The organism is Bacillus sp. A1 (assembly GCF_042296235.1).
Classification (GTDB): Bacteria; Bacillota; Bacilli; order Bacillales; family Bacillaceae; genus Bacillus; species Bacillus velezensis.
Genome location: NZ_CP141181.1, coordinates 2266150 through 2280990, shown reverse-complemented (window position 1 = coordinate 2280990; position 14841 = coordinate 2266150). Strand labels below are relative to the sequence as shown.

Sequence of the window (14841 nt, the reverse complement as noted above, 5' to 3'; positions counted from 1 at the left end):
TGATCAGAGGAGGAGCGATTATGGAACCGTTTTATTATTACTGGTCAATGTGGTTTTTATGGATACTTGCGACTTTTATTTTTGCCAAAACGAAAAGCCGTTTTTACGTATCAGTCTTTATTTTGACTAATATGATGGCAAGCATACATCAGATTACGGCTTATTTTACGCTGAATGCGGCATATGTCATGTTTTTTGCTGCGGCATTTGTTTATGCGGGAAGCCTCGGCATGCATAAACGGCTCCGTAATATTGTGATTCATCTGACGGCGGCTGCGGCGTACGGCTTTATTTTTCTTTTTGCATTATATGATCCTGTTTGGTTTATCATAAAACCTGAATGGGCGGCGGTTATACTGCTTACCGTTATTACGCTTTCCGTTGAGGGGCGGTTCCCTGAGAGGCTTTGTCTTTTTGTTCTCGGCATGTGCCAGGGGGAGCTATTGTATGCTGCGGTCATCCGCAATATTGCGGGTGCGGCAGCCGTCGGTGATTATAAATGGCTTTCAGGCTGTTCGGCGGGAGTGATTCTGCTCGTCGGGCTGACTACATATGAACAGCTTGCGGCGCGCATCAGCCAAAAAAGCAAAAAGCAGGGCAAAGGAGCGACAAAAATGTCTTGAAAACAGACGAAGACTGTTACATGAATGCGAAACATTTTGAAGAATACATTGTGATCTCAGTGAAAACTGATATAATAAATGAGTTAAGCCCTTCTGTTTGAAGGGTTCTTTTCATAGCGAAGATGATTTTTAATAACCGGTTGAACAATTTTTTGTGAAAATGTAAGCGGCTGGATTGAAAGGAAGGGTACTATGGGTAAACCTGTCGTAGCCATTGTCGGAAGACCGAATGTGGGAAAATCCACAATCTTTAACCGGATTGCGGGTGAAAGAATTTCAATAGTAGAAGATACCCCCGGAGTGACGCGGGACCGGATATACAGTTCGGCGGAATGGCTGAATTATGATTTTAACCTGATTGATACGGGCGGAATTGATATCGGAGACGAACCGTTTCTGACACAGATCCGCCAGCAGGCTGAAATCGCCATGGACGAGGCTGATGTGATCATCTTTATGGTGAACGGCCGCGAAGGTGTGACGTCTGCTGATGAAGAAGTGGCAAAAATACTGTACCGGACAAAAAAACCGGTCGTATTAGCCGTTAATAAATTAGATAATACCGAAATGAGAGCGAACATCTATGACTTTTATGCGCTCGGCTTTGGAGAACCGTATCCGATTTCGGGCACACACGGTTTAGGATTGGGAGATTTGCTCGATGCTTGTGCCGAGCATTTTAAAAACATTCCGGAGACGAAGTACAGTGATGATGTCGTTCAATTCTGCCTGATCGGCCGCCCGAATGTCGGAAAATCATCCCTTGTCAATGCGATGCTCGGCGAAGAGCGGGTTATCGTGAGCAACGTAGCCGGAACGACTAGAGACGCTGTGGATACGGCGTTCACCTACAATCAGCAGGAATTTGTAATCGTTGACACGGCGGGAATGAGAAAAAAGGGTAAAGTATATGAAACAACAGAAAAATACAGTGTGCTTCGGGCGTTAAAAGCCATTGACCGCTCAGACGTCGTCGGGGTTGTGCTGAATGCAGAAGAAGGCATCCTTGAGCAGGACAAGCGGATCGCCGGATACGCCCATGAAGCCGGGAAAGCCGTCGTCATTATCGTAAACAAATGGGATGCCGTTGATAAAGACGAGCGCACGATGAAAGAATTTGAACAGAATATTCGGGAACATTTCCAATTTCTTGATTATGCGCCGGTGCTGTTTATGTCGGCACTGACGACAAAGCGGATTCATACACTCATGCCTGCGATTATTAAAGCGAGTGAAAACCACTCTCTCCGCGTGCAGACAAATGTCTTAAATGATGTCATCATGGATGCGGTCGCCATGAATCCGACTCCGACGCACAACGGCTCCCGTCTGAAAATTTATTATGCGACTCAAGTCGCTGTTAAGCCGCCGAGCTTCGTTGTTTTTGTCAACGATCCGGAACTGATGCATTTTTCTTATGAACGCTTTTTAGAAAACCGAATCCGGGACGCTTTCGGATTTGAAGGTACGCCAATTAAAATATTTGCAAGAGCAAGAAAATAAAAAGGTGTGATACAGAGATGAAAAAAGTGGCAATGCTTGGAGCGGGAAGCTGGGGCACTGCACTTTCTTTAGTGCTGGCTGATAACGGACATCAAGTTATGATGTGGGGACACCGTGCCGAATTGATCGATCAAATCAACGACCTGCATGAAAACAAAGATTACCTGCCGGGGGTGGAGCTATCAAGTTCTATCATCGGTACAGCTGATTTAAACGAGGCTTTAAAAGGAGCGGACTTCATCATTGTGGCAGTTCCGACAAAAGCCATTCGGGAAGTGCTGAAAAAGGCTCTGCCGTACATCCCGAAACAATCGATTTTTGTTCATGTCAGCAAGGGAATTGAGCCGGATTCGCTTCTCCGTATTTCAGAATTAATGGAAGAGGAGCTGCCTGAGGAGTACAGAAAAGACATCGTCGTGCTTTCAGGGCCGAGCCACGCTGAGGAAGTCGGATTAAGACACCCGACGACTGTTACATCATCTTCAAAAAATATCAAGGCTGCAGAAGCGGTTCAGGATTTATTCATGAACCAGCATTTCCGCGTCTATACCAATCCGGATATGATCGGTGTTGAAATAGGGGGAGCGTTAAAGAATATCATCGCTCTTGCAGCGGGGATTACAGACGGATTGGGATACGGAGATAATGCAAAAGCGGCCTTAATCACCCGAGGTCTTGCTGAAATCGCCAGACTCGGCACAAAGATGGGCGGAAATCCGCTCACCTTTTCCGGCCTGACCGGCGTAGGCGATTTGATCGTGACGTGTACAAGCGTTCATTCCCGAAACTGGCGCGCCGGCAACCTGCTCGGCAAAGGATATAAGCTGGAAGCTGTCCTGGATAAGATGGGGATGGTTGTTGAAGGCGTGCGGACGACGAAAGCTGCGTATCAGCTGTCTCAAAAATACCAAGTGAAAATGCCGATCACAGAGGCGCTTCACCAAGTATTATTTAACGGGCAGAAGGTAGAAACGGCCGTAGAATCCTTAATGGCCAGAGTGAAAACCCATGAGATGGAAGACTTGGTCAACACATTCGAAAACCGGGTGAAGTGACAATAACATGCCGTCAGCATATTCTGAAGTGACGAAAGTCCAAAACGCAGAACTCTCCGGCTGAAATCGCTTAAAACATTTGCTGATTTAGGCAGAAGAGGATGCAGACGTACGCATCTACGCATACTATAGCATCGAAGTCCAAGAGAGTGTATCTCAGACGTACAGGTGAATATAGTCAACTTGACTGAAGCAAAGTCCCCCTCTTTGCTTCAGTTTTTTTGTTTTTTCAATAGATGGAAAACCTGTTGATCTTTTCAACATTTGTATATTAAAATGAAATATAACGCTTACAATGATGGGACGGGGGGCACGAACGTGAGTGTGGCATTGATGAAAATGTGGTTTGCGCTTGGTGCTATGGGATTAATGTTTGTTGCGGTGGCCTCTATTTATGTCAGCAGGTACAAAGTGAAAAACAAACTGATAAAAGCAGCGGTTTCTTCACTCGCTTATGCCTGCATGGTCATCTCGGGATTGATCGTGTTAATGGTCGTTTTCAGCGGGCCTGTCAATGAATAAAGCAAAAAGGGGGCGCGGAATGCATAAGTTTAAAATGGCCGTCATAACGGCAATGGCGGTGCTTCTGCTGTCCGGCTGTCTGTACCCTGAAGCGGAAAAAACTGAAAATAAAGTATCTTACAAACATCAGCTTCAGCAGGTGCAAGCGGCAGTGGATGAATTTAAAAAGGCGAACGGCGGACTTCTGCCGATTCAGACAAAAGATATGAAAACACCGCTCTATCAAAAATATCCGATAGATTTTAAGCGGCTCGCGCCCAGATACATAGAGGAGCCGCCGGCCTCAGCTTATGAAAGCGGAGGAATGTACCAATACGTGCTTGTCGACGTGGAAAATAAGCCGACCGTCAAGCTGGTCGATCTCCAAATGGCGGAAGCAATCCGCGACATGAAGCTGCGTGTCAAAATGTATCAGGAAAAGCATACATATCCTCCCTATGAGGACGCCGTTTCAAAAGGGCTGTTCACTTTAAATAAAAAAAAGCTCGGCATGAAAGACTCTCCTTCAGTCAAAAGTCCGGTTTCAGGCACGTCTCTGCCGCTTTTAATCGGCGCTGACGGAGAAATCTATGCCGACTATCGCGTCGATCTAGCCCGCTGCCTGAAGGAAACCAAAAAGAAAATCAAACCGGGCGCGGAAATTCAGGATATTTTATGGAAAGAGACTCCTTTCGTCCCGGCCTTTTCAGTCACATACACCGTAAATGAAAAACAGGAACCCGTTTTTTTAGAAAGTCAAACGAAACAGGAATGAACCTTTTTCCCGCGCATACAAATAGGGAGAAAGGTTTTTTTGATTTTGATAGAAAAGACTGCCTGAAAATTTTCTAAAGATGTCATATTGAAATAGGACAACGTCATACACATATAGTGTCCTGTATTTGATTGGAGAATGGTGAATGAAAAATGATAAGGATAGGAAGTCCGGGAGGGGATCACTTGGAAAAGGTCGATATTTTCAAGGATATCGCTGAACGAACAGGGGGCGATATATACTTAGGAGTCGTTGGCGCTGTCCGTACAGGGAAATCTACATTCATTAAAAAATTTATGGAGCTCGTGGTGCTCCCGAATATCAGCAATGAGGCCGATCGAGCGCGGGCGCAGGATGAGCTTCCGCAAAGCGCAGCAGGAAAAACGATAATGACCACAGAACCAAAATTTGTCCCGAATCAAGCCATGTCCGTTCATGTCGCGGAAGGACTTGATGTCAACATCCGGCTTGTGGATTGTGTGGGATATACGGTTCCCGGGGCGAAGGGATATGAGGATGAAAACGGCCCGAGAATGATCAATACACCTTGGTACGAAGAACCGATTCCCTTTCATGAGGCAGCGGAAATCGGTACGAGAAAAGTCATCCAGGAACACTCCACAATCGGGGTCGTCATTACGACAGACGGCTCAATCGGCGATATTGCGCGGGGCGATTACGTGGAAGCGGAAGAAAGAGTCATCGACGAGCTGAAGGAAGTCGGCAAACCGTTTATTATGGTCATCAACTCGGTAAAACCGTACCACCCGGAAACAGAAGCGCTCAGAGCTGAATTAAGCGCGAAATATGATATTCCCGTCCTCGCCATGAGTGTTGAAAGCATGCGGGAAACAGATGTGTTAAGCGTCCTCAGAGAAGCGCTTTACGAGTTCCCTGTGCTGGAAGTCAATGTCAACCTTCCGAGCTGGGTCATGGTGCTGAAGGAAAATCACTGGCTCAGAGAGAGCTACCAGGAATCAGTGAAAGAAACCGTAAAAGATATTAAACGCCTGCGTGATGTCGACCGGGTTGTCGGCCACTTCAGTGAATTTGAGTTTATTGAAAGCGCCGGTCTGGCCGGAATCGAACTTGGCCAGGGTGTCGCAGAAATTGATTTGTATGCGCCGGATCATTTATATGACCAGATTTTAAAAGAAGTGGTCGGTGTTGAAATCCGGGGGAAAGACCACCTGCTTGAATTAATGCAGGACTTCGCCCACGCGAAAAAAGAATATGATCAGGTATCAGATGCGCTGAAAATGGTGAAACAGACCGGCTACGGCATTGCCGCCCCGGCCTTAACCGATATGAGCCTTGATGAACCGGAAATCATCAGACAGGGATCAAGGTTCGGAGTAAGGCTCAAAGCGGTCGCTCCGTCCATTCATATGATCAAAGTGGATGTGGAAAGTGAATTCGCGCCGATCATCGGGACGGAAAAACAAAGTGAAGAGCTTGTCCGCTACTTAATGCAGGACTTTGAAGATGATCCGCTTTCTATCTGGAACTCCGATATTTTCGGCAGATCATTGAGCTCTATCGTAAGAGAAGGAATCTCCGCAAAACTGTCACTCATGCCGGAAAATGCGAGATATAAACTGAAAGAAACGCTGGAGAGAATTATTAACGAAGGCTCAGGCGGCCTGATCGCCATTATTTTGTAAGCTGAAGGACCTCTTCCTGAAACGGGGGGTCTTTTTTTATTCTTTTTAGATACTGGAAATCAATCAAGGATTAGGAGGAAAAAAGCAAAAAAAGGAATATTTGTTCGGTAAAACACGTGAAAACCTTGACGAGCAAGGGATTGAGGCTTTAAAATGCTTGATATGGCTTTTTATATGTGTTACTCTACATACAGAAAATCTTCACTTTGTTGGACAAACATTCCTCAAAGTGTCTGTTTTCTTATGAAAAGCCGTTTACTTGTCTGTTCTTCCCTGCTTTGATTTTTTATCAGACAGGTTTAGAATCAGGCTGAACTGTGAAGAAATGATAATAAACTGCTGATTTGATACCCTTTTGGGAGGAGGTGAAAGGCATGAACAAGACAGAACTAATCAATGCGGTTGCTGAAGCAAGCGAATTGTCTAAAAAAGACGCTACAAAAGCAGTTGATTCTGTTTTTGATACGATTTTAGATGCACTTAAAAACGGTGATAAAATCCAACTGATCGGTTTCGGTAACTTTGAGGTGCGCGAGCGCTCTGCACGTAAAGGACGTAACCCGCAAACAGGTGAAGAAATCGAAATCCCTGCAAGCAAGGTACCTGCTTTCAAACCAGGTAAAGCTCTTAAAGACGCTGTTGCAGGAAAATAATTGTGAATATAGATCGTGTATGCATCTGATACATACACTTTGTTTCTTCACAGAAAAGCCCCTTGATAAAGGGGCTTTTCATATTTAAGCAGCCTCGGTCACCGGGCAGGACTTTCGTTTTGCTTTTGGCGCGGCAAATGTGCTAGAATCGAAATTAAATGTATTCAATGGTGGAGGACACAGACAATGAAAGAAGTTAATAAAGAACAGATTGAACAGGCGGTTCGCCAGATTTTAGAGGCGATTGGAGAAGACCCGGACCGGGAAGGGCTTTTAGATACGCCGAAACGCGTGGCAAAAATGTACGCGGAAGTATTCTCGGGATTAAATGAAGACCCGAAAGAACACTTTAAAACCGTTTTCGGAGAAGACCATGAGGAGCTTGTTCTTGTAAAAGATATCGCGTTTCATTCCATGTGTGAACATCACCTTGTTCCTTTTTACGGAAAAGCGCATATTGCCTACATTCCGCGCGGCGGCAAAGTGACGGGCCTGAGTAAATTGGCGCGGGCGGTGGAAGCCGTCTCAAAACGCCCGCAGCTGCAGGAGCGCATCACTTCAACGATTGCCGAAAGCATCGTAGAGACCTTAGATCCCCACGGCGTCATGGTTGTCGTCGAAGCTGAGCATATGTGCATGACGATGAGGGGCGTAAGAAAGCCGGGTGCAAAAACAGTGACTTCCGCTGTAAGAGGTATTTTTAAAGATGATGCAGCGGCGCGTTCCGAAGTGTTAGAACATATTAAACGTGCGGATTAATAATGATAGAGGGTGCAGATATGAATTCAAAGCATTCAAGTGATTTTGTCGTCATTAAAGCGGTCGAGGACGGCGTGAACGTCATCGGTTTAACGAGAGGAACGGATACGAAATTTCACCATTCCGAAAAACTGGACAAAGGCGAAGTAATTATCGCTCAGTTTACTGAGCATACCTCTGCCATCAAAGTGAGAGGCAACGCCCTCATCCAGACCGCTTACGGAGAAATGAACAGCGAAAAAAAATAAGCCGGCTGTTTCCCGCTTTTGCCAAATGCCCGCAAACGGCGGGAGAATACAGCCAATTTCTTTTTTTTATGCTATAATGATACCTGCGTATAATAATGACGAGTAAATCTCATACATATTAGAATAAATGTGAATTTGGGGACAAGGGTGATATTTTTGCAAGACATCTACGGAACTTTAGCGAATCTAAATACGAAATTAAAACAAAAGCTGTCTCATCCTTATTTAGCGAAACATATTTCTGCGCCTAAAATCGATGAGGATAAGCTTCTTCTTTTTCACGCTTTGTTTGAAGAGGCGGACATTAAGAACAACGACAGAGAAAATTACATAGTAACTGCGATGCTTGTCCAAAGCGCCCTTGATACCCACGATGAAGTGACAACAGCCAGAGCGTTAAAGCGAGACGAAAATAAAAACCGGCAGCTCACCGTGCTTGCCGGCGACTATTTCAGCGGACTGTATTATTCGCTTTTATCTGAAATGAAGGATATCTATATGATTCGGACGCTCGCTACGGCAATTAAAGAAATCAATGAGCATAAAATCCGTCTGTACGATCGGTCTGTCAATGACTTGAATCAATTGATCGAAAGCATGGCGATTGTGGAAGCGGCCTTGTTTCACAGAGTGTCAGACCACTTTAATCTTCCGCGCTGGAAAGAGCTGGCGAGTGATTTTTTTGTATATAAGCGGCTGATGAACGGCAATGCTATATTTCTCGATGTCATCGGCAATATTGTAAAGTCAGGGAAATCAAAGGCTGACATAATGGAAGATAGCTTCCGAAAGGCAAAGCAAAGCATTGAAACGCTGCTGCCGCTTAATTCACCAATCCAAAACCTAATGCTGAACCGGCTTAAGGCGATCAGCCGGGACAAAACATATCATCAGAAAGTGGAAGAAGGGTAATCAACATGCAGGAGTCAAAAGAACAGCGCGTACACGGCGTGTTTGAAAAAATCTATAAAAATTATGACCAAATGAACTCTGTTATCAGTTTTCAGCAGCATAAAAAATGGCGCGATAAAACGATGCAGATCATGAATGTTAAAGAAGGCGCAAAAGCGCTTGATGTCTGCTGCGGAACGGCTGACTGGACGATTGCCCTCGCAGAAGCGGCCGGAAAAAGCGGCGAAATCAAAGGACTGGATTTCAGCAAAAATATGCTGAGCATCGGTGAGAAAAAAGTGAAAGAGGGCGGTTACAGCCAAATTGAGCTTTTGCACGGAAATGCGATGGAGCTTCCTTTCGCTGATGATTCTTTTGATTTTGTCACCATCGGCTTCGGGCTGCGAAACGTTCCCGACTATCTGACCGTGCTGAAAGAAATGCGGCGGGTCGTCAAACCGGGCGGGCAGGTCGTATGTCTGGAAACATCCCAGCCGGAAATGTTCGGATTCAGACAGGCATATTTTCTTTATTTTAAATACATCATGCCTTTCTTCGGAAAAATGTTTGCGAAGAGCTATAAAGAATATTCTTGGCTTCAAGAATCGGCAAGAGAATTTCCCGGTATGAAAGAACTTGCGCGTCTGTTTGAAGAAGCGGGCCTGACGAATGTTAAATACCATTCGTTTACCGGCGGAGTGGCCGCTACGCATATCGGTTGGAAATGATGAATATACAGATGTTTGGGTGAATGATATGAAATTTAAAATGGCCTATTCTTTTTTAAATGACGATATTGATGTGATCGAAAGGGAGCTTGAGCAAACGGTGCGGTCAGACTATCCCTTGCTGAGTGAAGCCGGGCTTCATCTGCTCCAGGCGGGAGGCAAGCGGATCCGCCCTGTTTTCGTATTGCTTTCCGGCATGTTCGGCGACTATGACATTAATAAAATAAAATATGTTGCGGTGACGCTGGAAATGATTCATATGGCGTCCCTCGTGCATGACGACGTCATTGATGACGCCGAGCTGCGGAGGGGAAAACCGACCATCAAAGCCAAGTGGGACAACCGCATCGCCATGTATACCGGTGATTATATGCTTGCGGGCTCACTTGAGATGATGACGAGATTGGATGAGCCGAAAGCCCACCGGATCCTGTCCAAAACCATCGTAGAAGTATGCCTCGGAGAAATTGAACAGATCAGAGATAAATACAATATGGAGCAAAACCTCAGAACCTATTTGCGCCGCATCAAACGGAAAACGGCTCTTCTCATTGCCGTCAGCTGCCAGCTCGGCGCCATCGCTTCGGGAGCTGATGAGAAGATTCATAAAGCATTATATTGGTTCGGTTATTACGTGGGCATGTCCTATCAGATTATTGACGACATTCTTGATTTCACTTCAACGGAAGAGGAACTGGGAAAACCGGTCGGAGGGGATCTGCTGCAAGGAAATGTCACTCTGCCCGTTTTGTACGCGCTCCGTCAGCCTGAATTGAAAAATCAGCTGAAATTAATTAACAGTGAAACAACACAGGAGCAGCTCGCCCCCATTATTGAAAATATTAAACGCACAGACGCGATTGAAAAATCAATGGCCGTCAGTGACAGGTACTTAAAAAAAGCGTTTGAAAAACTGAATACACTGCCGAGAGGACGTGCGCGCTCATCATTGGCCGCCATCGCCAAATATATCGGCAAACGGAAATTTTAAATTCCTTTTACGAACAAGATGTGAACATTCTCCGCCCTGGATTGATTAATTGTCAGAAAGATGTTACGATTTCGGTGTGCAACTTGAAAGCCTATACATAATGATGGGGTGGAGAATCTTATGGAAAAAACTTTTATCATGGTAAAACCGGACGGCGTACAGCGCCAGCTGATCGGAGAGATTTTATCCAGATTTGAGCGTAAGGGCTTACAATTGGCAGGAGCCAAGCTAATGCAAGTTTCAGAACAGATGGCTGAAAACCATTATGCTGAACATAAAGGGAAGCCGTTTTTCGGCGAGCTTGTGGAATTCATTACATCAGGACCCGTATTTGCAATGGTATGGGAAGGGGAAAATGTAGTAGAGATCACAAGACAGCTGATCGGAAAAACGAACCCGAAAGATGCACTGCCGGGCACGATCCGCGGTGACTACGGCATGTTTGTCGGCAAAAATATCATTCACGGTTCAGACTCCTTAGAAAGCGCTGAGCGGGAAATTCACATTTTCTTTAAACAGGAAGAGCTTGTACCGTATCAAAAATTAATGGCCGACTGGGTGTACTAAACCGTCAGCCTTTCTTTTTCTCGTATTATGAAAAGGTTTACATCATTTATGAAAGACAGAGGCTGTGTTGCCCTGTCTTTTCGTTTCTCACAAATCAGCCCGCGGGCTGATTTTTTTATTGAAATCGTACAATTTCGACAGAAAACAGGCTATACTAGGACAAAAGACAGCGAGATTGGGAGAGAAGCAATGGAGCCTTACGACATTTTTATCACCAAGTGGAAACAAATAACCGGTGTTGATTTATCTCTATACAAAGAAGCACAGATGAAAAGGCGGCTGACGTCCCTTTATGAAAAGAAGGGGTTCAGAGATTTTCAGGAATTTGCCGCCGCTTTGGAAAAGGACAAGCTTTTATTAAACGAAACATTGGACAGAATGACGATCAATGTTTCTGAATTTTACCGAAATTATAAACGGTGGGAAGTTCTTGAAACCTCAATTCTTCCGTTAATAAAGCATAACAAACCGTTAAAAATATGGAGTGCGGCCTGTTCAACGGGAGAGGAACCCTATACTTTGGCTATGATTCTCAATCAGCAGACGGGACTGGCCGGATTTGATATATTGGCGACAGATATTGATGAAAAGGCGCTAAGCAAAGCCAAGCGGGGCATCTATCAGGAACGCTCGCTGCAAGAGGTGCCGGCTTCCGTGAAAAGCCGTTATTTCACCAAGCAGGCTGACAGCAGCTATCAAGTAAAACAAGAGATTCAGAAAAACATCCGGTTTAAGCGGCACAACCTGCTTGCCGACAGCTATGAACAGGATTTTGACCTGATCGTCTGCCGCAACGTCTTTATTTATTTTACTGAAAAAGCAAAAGAAGAGCTGTATGTGAAAATGGCGGGCAGTCTGAAAAAGAACGGAATTCTGTTTGTCGGCAGTACAGAACAAATTTTCAGCCCGGAAAAATTCGGCCTTGAGAGCACTGATACATTTTTTTATCAAAAAAGATAGAAGACATTTAATGAAAACTTGTGTTATAGTTTTACTTAAAAGCGTTAATGCGATGAAGGGAGAAAAAAGAAATGAGATACTTAACAGCCGGAGAATCACACGGTCCGCAGCTGACGACAATTATAGAAGGTGTGCCTGCGGGGCTTTATATAACTGAAGAAGACATTAATTTTGAGCTTGCCAGACGTCAAAAAGGGCACGGCCGCGGACGCCGCATGCAGATTGAAACGGACAGAGCGAAGATCACAAGCGGCGTGCGGCATGCCCGGACACTCGGTTCACCCATCGCGCTCGTTGTAGAAAATAAAGATTGGACCCACTGGACAAAAATCATGGGCGCCGCACCGATTACAGAAGAAGAAGAAAGTGAAATGAAACGCCAGATTTCAAGACCGAGACCGGGACACGCAGATTTGAACGGTGCTATTAAGTATAATCACCGCGATATGAGAAATGTGTTAGAACGATCTTCCGCGCGTGAGACAACGGTTCGCGTGGCTGCCGGAGCCGTCGCTAAAAAGATTTTAGCGGAGCTTGGCATTAAAGTCGCCGGGCATGTCCTGCAAATCGGCAGCGTAAAAGCAGAGAAAACCGATTACACATCCATTGAGGATCTCAAACGGGTAACGGAAGAATCACCGGTCAGATGCTACGATGAAGAAGCTGGCCGTCAAATGATGGCAGCCATTGATGAAGCGAAGGCAAACGGCGACTCGATCGGCGGAATCGTTGAAGTGATCGTCGAAGGTATGCCGGTCGGTGTCGGAAGCTATGTCCACTATGACCGTAAGCTGGACAGCAAGCTCGCTGCTGCCGTTCTGTCGATTAACGCGTTTAAAGGCGTAGAGTTCGGCATCGGTTTTGAAGCGGCCGGTAAAAACGGCAGTGAAGTTCATGATGAAATCGTATGGGATGAAGAGAAAGGCTATACACGCGCCACAAACAGGCTCGGAGGATTAGAAGGCGGTATGACGACGGGAATGCCGATTGTCGTCCGCGGCGTTATGAAACCGATCCCTACTTTGTACAAGCCGCTGAAAAGCGTCGACATTGAAACGAAAGAACCGTTTACAGCGAGCATTGAACGTTCAGACAGCTGCGCGGTTCCGGCAGCAAGTGTAGTGGCTGAAGCAGTAGTGGCCTGGGAAATCGCAAATGCCGTCGTAGAACAATTCGGGCTTGACCAGATCGACCGCATTAAAGAAAATGTTGAAAACATGAAAAAACTATCGAGGGAATTCTGATGAAAGAGCTTGAGGTTCGGACAGCTTCCTCCGCATATCCCGTGTATATCGGTGAAGGCATAAGGAAACAGGCCGCTGCCCTTTTGTCTTCACTGAACAGGCCGCTGACAAAGATCCTTCTCGTCATCGATGCGGAAGTTGACCGGCTATACGGTGATGAGATGTTCCGGCTTTTAAACGAAACATGGCCCGTGAAAAAAGTGATCGTTCCAAGCGGAGAAGAAGCGAAGTCTCTGAAAGAGTATGAACGGATTCAAACGGAAGCGATCGCTTTCCATATGGACCGCTCCTCATGTATGATCGCCTTCGGAGGCGGCGTGACGGGTGATTTGGCCGGCTTTTGCGCAGCAACTTTTATGCGCGGAATTGATTTCATTCAAATGCCGACGACACTGCTTGCCCATGACAGCGCGGTCGGCGGCAAGGTGGCCGTCAACCATAAACTCGGAAAGAACTTAATCGGCGCGTTTTATCAGCCGAAAGCGGTGATTTACGATACGGAGCTTCTGAAAACCCTGCCGGAACAAGAGCTGAGATCGGGCATGGCTGAAGTGATCAAACACGCGTTTATCGCCGATCATGCTTTTTTAGAAAAACTTCTCACGTTTGACACGTTGCAAGGACTGACAAGCGCTGAGCTGAATGAAATGATTTATAAAGGAATTTCAATCAAATCGGCCGTCGTGCGTGAGGACGAAAAGGAAGAGGGGATAAGAGCTTTTCTGAATTTCGGCCATACGCTCGGCCATGCCGTTGAGGCGGAATACGGCTACGGCCGGATTACACATGGAGATGCGGTCGCCCTCGGCATGCAGTTTGCCCTTTACGTGAGTGAACAGGTTGCGGGATGCAAGATGAACAGAAAAGAACTCACGCAATGGCTGATTGGGCTCGGCTACCCGGGAAGCATCAGACAAGATATTGAAACGCCGGTTCTCTCCGCCCGGATGATGAATGATAAAAAAACGCGCGGAGGCATGACACAGTTCATCGTGTTAAAGGAATTAGGCGAAGCGCAGGACTGCATGCTTTCAAAAGATGAGCTTGAAAATTTGCTGAACAAATGGCGAATGGAGGAAACAGCATGATGATACGCGGCATTCGCGGAGCAACAACGGTGGAACAAGACACTGAACAAGAAATTTTAGAAAAAACACAGCAGCTGCTTGAAAAAATCATTGAACAAAATGGATGCAAGCCGGAAGACGTTGTGCAGATCCTGTTATCCGCCACGCCTGATATCCATTCCGTATTTCCGGCAAAAGCGGTCCGCCGCCTTTCCGGGTGGCAGTACGTCCCGGTGACGTGCATGCAGGAAATGGATGTCACCGGCGCTCTGCAAAAGTGTATCCGTGTCCTGATGACGGTTCAGACGGATACGCCTCAGGATGAAATCAAGCATGTCTATTTAGAAAAAGCCGTTGTGTTAAGGCCGGATTTATCATTGACAAAAAATACTGACATGTAATACGATAAACAAAGCTTAGAAATACACAAGAGTGTGTATAGAGCTGGTAAGTAAGATATTGAACAGTTGAGTTTAGAATAGGGTAGCAGAGAATGAGTTTAGCTGAGCTGAGATAAACACGTTTTTATTCTGCCCAAAAGAAGCCTTTCTTTTGGGTTTATTTCTTATACGCAAGACTCCTCTCACTCTTCATCTCATTCTCCTTACCGTA

At 45.8% G+C, this 14841-nt stretch carries 17 protein-coding genes; all 17 read left to right on the top strand.

The genetic code is table 11. From position 1 onward, the window contains the following. The first annotated feature begins 20 nt into the window (after window positions 1-20). Window positions 21-623 (top strand): hypothetical protein, encoded by a 603-nt coding sequence (locus tag U2H13_RS11145; protein WP_012117870.1) that lies wholly within the window; start codon window positions 21-23, stop codon window positions 621-623. 192 nt (window positions 624-815) lie between these two features. Continuing rightward, window positions 816-2126, top strand: a complete 1311-nt coding sequence (gene engA, locus U2H13_RS11140; RefSeq protein WP_003153433.1) for a ribosome-associated GTPase EngA — start codon at window positions 816-818, stop codon at window positions 2124-2126. 17 nt (window positions 2127-2143) lie between these two features. After that, complete coding sequence (locus tag U2H13_RS11135; RefSeq protein ID WP_029973642.1) at window positions 2144-3181, top strand: NAD(P)H-dependent glycerol-3-phosphate dehydrogenase; 1038 nt, start codon at window positions 2144-2146, stop codon at window positions 3179-3181. Window positions 3182-3499: 318 nt separating this feature from the next. Next, complete coding sequence (locus tag U2H13_RS11130; protein ID WP_003153435.1) at window positions 3500-3703, top strand: DUF2768 domain-containing protein; 204 nt, start codon at window positions 3500-3502, stop codon at window positions 3701-3703. Window positions 3704-3722: 19 nt separating this feature from the next. Then, window positions 3723-4457, top strand: coding sequence for a hypothetical protein (locus tag U2H13_RS11125; RefSeq protein ID WP_376700456.1), 735 nt, complete (start codon window positions 3723-3725; stop codon window positions 4455-4457). Between the two features lie 185 nt (window positions 4458-4642). Further along, window positions 4643-6121, top strand: coding sequence for a stage IV sporulation protein A (gene spoIVA / locus U2H13_RS11120; protein ID WP_003153438.1), 1479 nt, complete (start codon window positions 4643-4645; stop codon window positions 6119-6121). 374 nt (window positions 6122-6495) lie between these two features. Next, window positions 6496-6774 carry a non-specific DNA-binding protein Hbs gene (gene hbs, locus U2H13_RS11115; RefSeq protein ID WP_003153447.1) on the top strand — a complete coding sequence of 93 codons (279 nt, stop codon included), beginning with the start codon at window positions 6496-6498 and terminating at the stop codon, window positions 6772-6774. Window positions 6775-6960: 186 nt separating this feature from the next. Next, window positions 6961-7533 carry a GTP cyclohydrolase I FolE gene (gene folE / locus U2H13_RS11110; RefSeq protein ID WP_003153448.1) on the top strand — a complete coding sequence of 191 codons (573 nt, stop codon included), beginning with the start codon at window positions 6961-6963 and terminating at the stop codon, window positions 7531-7533. Window positions 7534-7553: 20 nt separating this feature from the next. After that, window positions 7554-7781 carry a trp RNA-binding attenuation protein MtrB gene (mtrB, locus tag U2H13_RS11105; RefSeq protein WP_003153449.1) on the top strand — a complete coding sequence of 76 codons (228 nt, stop codon included), beginning with the start codon at window positions 7554-7556 and terminating at the stop codon, window positions 7779-7781. A gap of 156 nt (window positions 7782-7937) precedes the next feature. Beyond that, window positions 7938-8693, top strand: a complete 756-nt coding sequence (gene hepS / locus U2H13_RS11100) for a heptaprenyl diphosphate synthase component 1 (RefSeq protein WP_065180556.1) — start codon at window positions 7938-7940, stop codon at window positions 8691-8693. Between the two features lie 5 nt (window positions 8694-8698). Next, window positions 8699-9400: a demethylmenaquinone methyltransferase gene (menG, locus tag U2H13_RS11095; RefSeq protein WP_003153453.1), complete on the top strand. Its 702-nt coding sequence runs from the start codon at window positions 8699-8701 to the stop codon at window positions 9398-9400. Window positions 9401-9428: 28 nt separating this feature from the next. Then, a complete protein-coding gene (gene hepT, locus U2H13_RS11090) occupies window positions 9429-10391 on the top strand; it encodes a heptaprenyl diphosphate synthase component II (protein ID WP_003153454.1) in 963 nt (320 codons plus the stop codon). Window positions 10392-10511: 120 nt separating this feature from the next. Then, window positions 10512-10958, top strand: a complete 447-nt coding sequence (gene ndk / locus U2H13_RS11085; RefSeq protein WP_007409456.1) for a nucleoside-diphosphate kinase — start codon at window positions 10512-10514, stop codon at window positions 10956-10958. 189 nt (window positions 10959-11147) lie between these two features. Continuing rightward, window positions 11148-11918: a protein-glutamate O-methyltransferase gene (locus U2H13_RS11080; RefSeq protein WP_021494243.1), complete on the top strand. Its 771-nt coding sequence runs from the start codon at window positions 11148-11150 to the stop codon at window positions 11916-11918. A gap of 71 nt (window positions 11919-11989) precedes the next feature. Beyond that, entirely contained in the window at window positions 11990-13162 is a 1173-nt protein-coding gene (aroC, locus tag U2H13_RS11075; RefSeq protein WP_151140296.1) for a chorismate synthase, read from the top strand. Further along, window positions 13162-14250, top strand: a complete 1089-nt coding sequence (gene aroB, locus U2H13_RS11070; RefSeq protein WP_065180555.1) for a 3-dehydroquinate synthase — start codon at window positions 13162-13164, stop codon at window positions 14248-14250. Before aroC ends, aroB begins: the two co-directional genes overlap by 1 nt. Further along, on the top strand, window positions 14247-14630 hold the full coding sequence (gene aroH / locus U2H13_RS11065) for a chorismate mutase (protein WP_003153463.1): 384 nt from the start codon (window positions 14247-14249) through the stop codon (window positions 14628-14630). The genes aroB and aroH overlap by 4 nt, the downstream gene beginning before the upstream one ends. Window positions 14631-14841: the final 211 nt, after the last annotated feature.

Excerpts from the sequence above, each read along its gene's own strand:
- mtrB (WP_003153449.1), top strand. The coding sequence starts at position 7,554 with ATGAATTCAAAGCATTCAAGTGATTTTGTCGTCATTAAAGCGGTCGAG.
- hepT (WP_003153454.1), top strand. The coding sequence starts at position 9,429 with ATGAAATTTAAAATGGCCTATTCTTTTTTAAATGACGATATTGATGTG.
- U2H13_RS11135 (WP_029973642.1), top strand. The coding sequence starts at position 2,144 with ATGAAAAAAGTGGCAATGCTTGGAGCGGGAAGCTGGGGCACTGCACTT.
- aroH (WP_003153463.1), top strand. The coding sequence starts at position 14,247 with ATGATGATACGCGGCATTCGCGGAGCAACAACGGTGGAACAAGACACT.
- folE (WP_003153448.1), top strand. The coding sequence starts at position 6,961 with ATGAAAGAAGTTAATAAAGAACAGATTGAACAGGCGGTTCGCCAGATT.
- U2H13_RS11080 (WP_021494243.1), top strand. The coding sequence starts at position 11,148 with ATGGAGCCTTACGACATTTTTATCACCAAGTGGAAACAAATAACCGGT.
- hbs (WP_003153447.1), top strand. The coding sequence starts at position 6,496 with ATGAACAAGACAGAACTAATCAATGCGGTTGCTGAAGCAAGCGAATTG.
- ndk (WP_007409456.1), top strand. The coding sequence starts at position 10,512 with ATGGAAAAAACTTTTATCATGGTAAAACCGGACGGCGTACAGCGCCAG.
- menG (WP_003153453.1), top strand. The coding sequence starts at position 8,699 with ATGCAGGAGTCAAAAGAACAGCGCGTACACGGCGTGTTTGAAAAAATC.
- U2H13_RS11145 (WP_012117870.1), top strand. The coding sequence starts at position 21 with ATGGAACCGTTTTATTATTACTGGTCAATGTGGTTTTTATGGATACTT.
- aroC (WP_151140296.1), top strand. The coding sequence starts at position 11,990 with ATGAGATACTTAACAGCCGGAGAATCACACGGTCCGCAGCTGACGACA.
- engA (WP_003153433.1), top strand. The coding sequence starts at position 816 with ATGGGTAAACCTGTCGTAGCCATTGTCGGAAGACCGAATGTGGGAAAA.
- aroB (WP_065180555.1), top strand. The coding sequence starts at position 13,162 with ATGAAAGAGCTTGAGGTTCGGACAGCTTCCTCCGCATATCCCGTGTAT.
- U2H13_RS11125 (WP_376700456.1), top strand. The coding sequence starts at position 3,723 with ATGCATAAGTTTAAAATGGCCGTCATAACGGCAATGGCGGTGCTTCTG.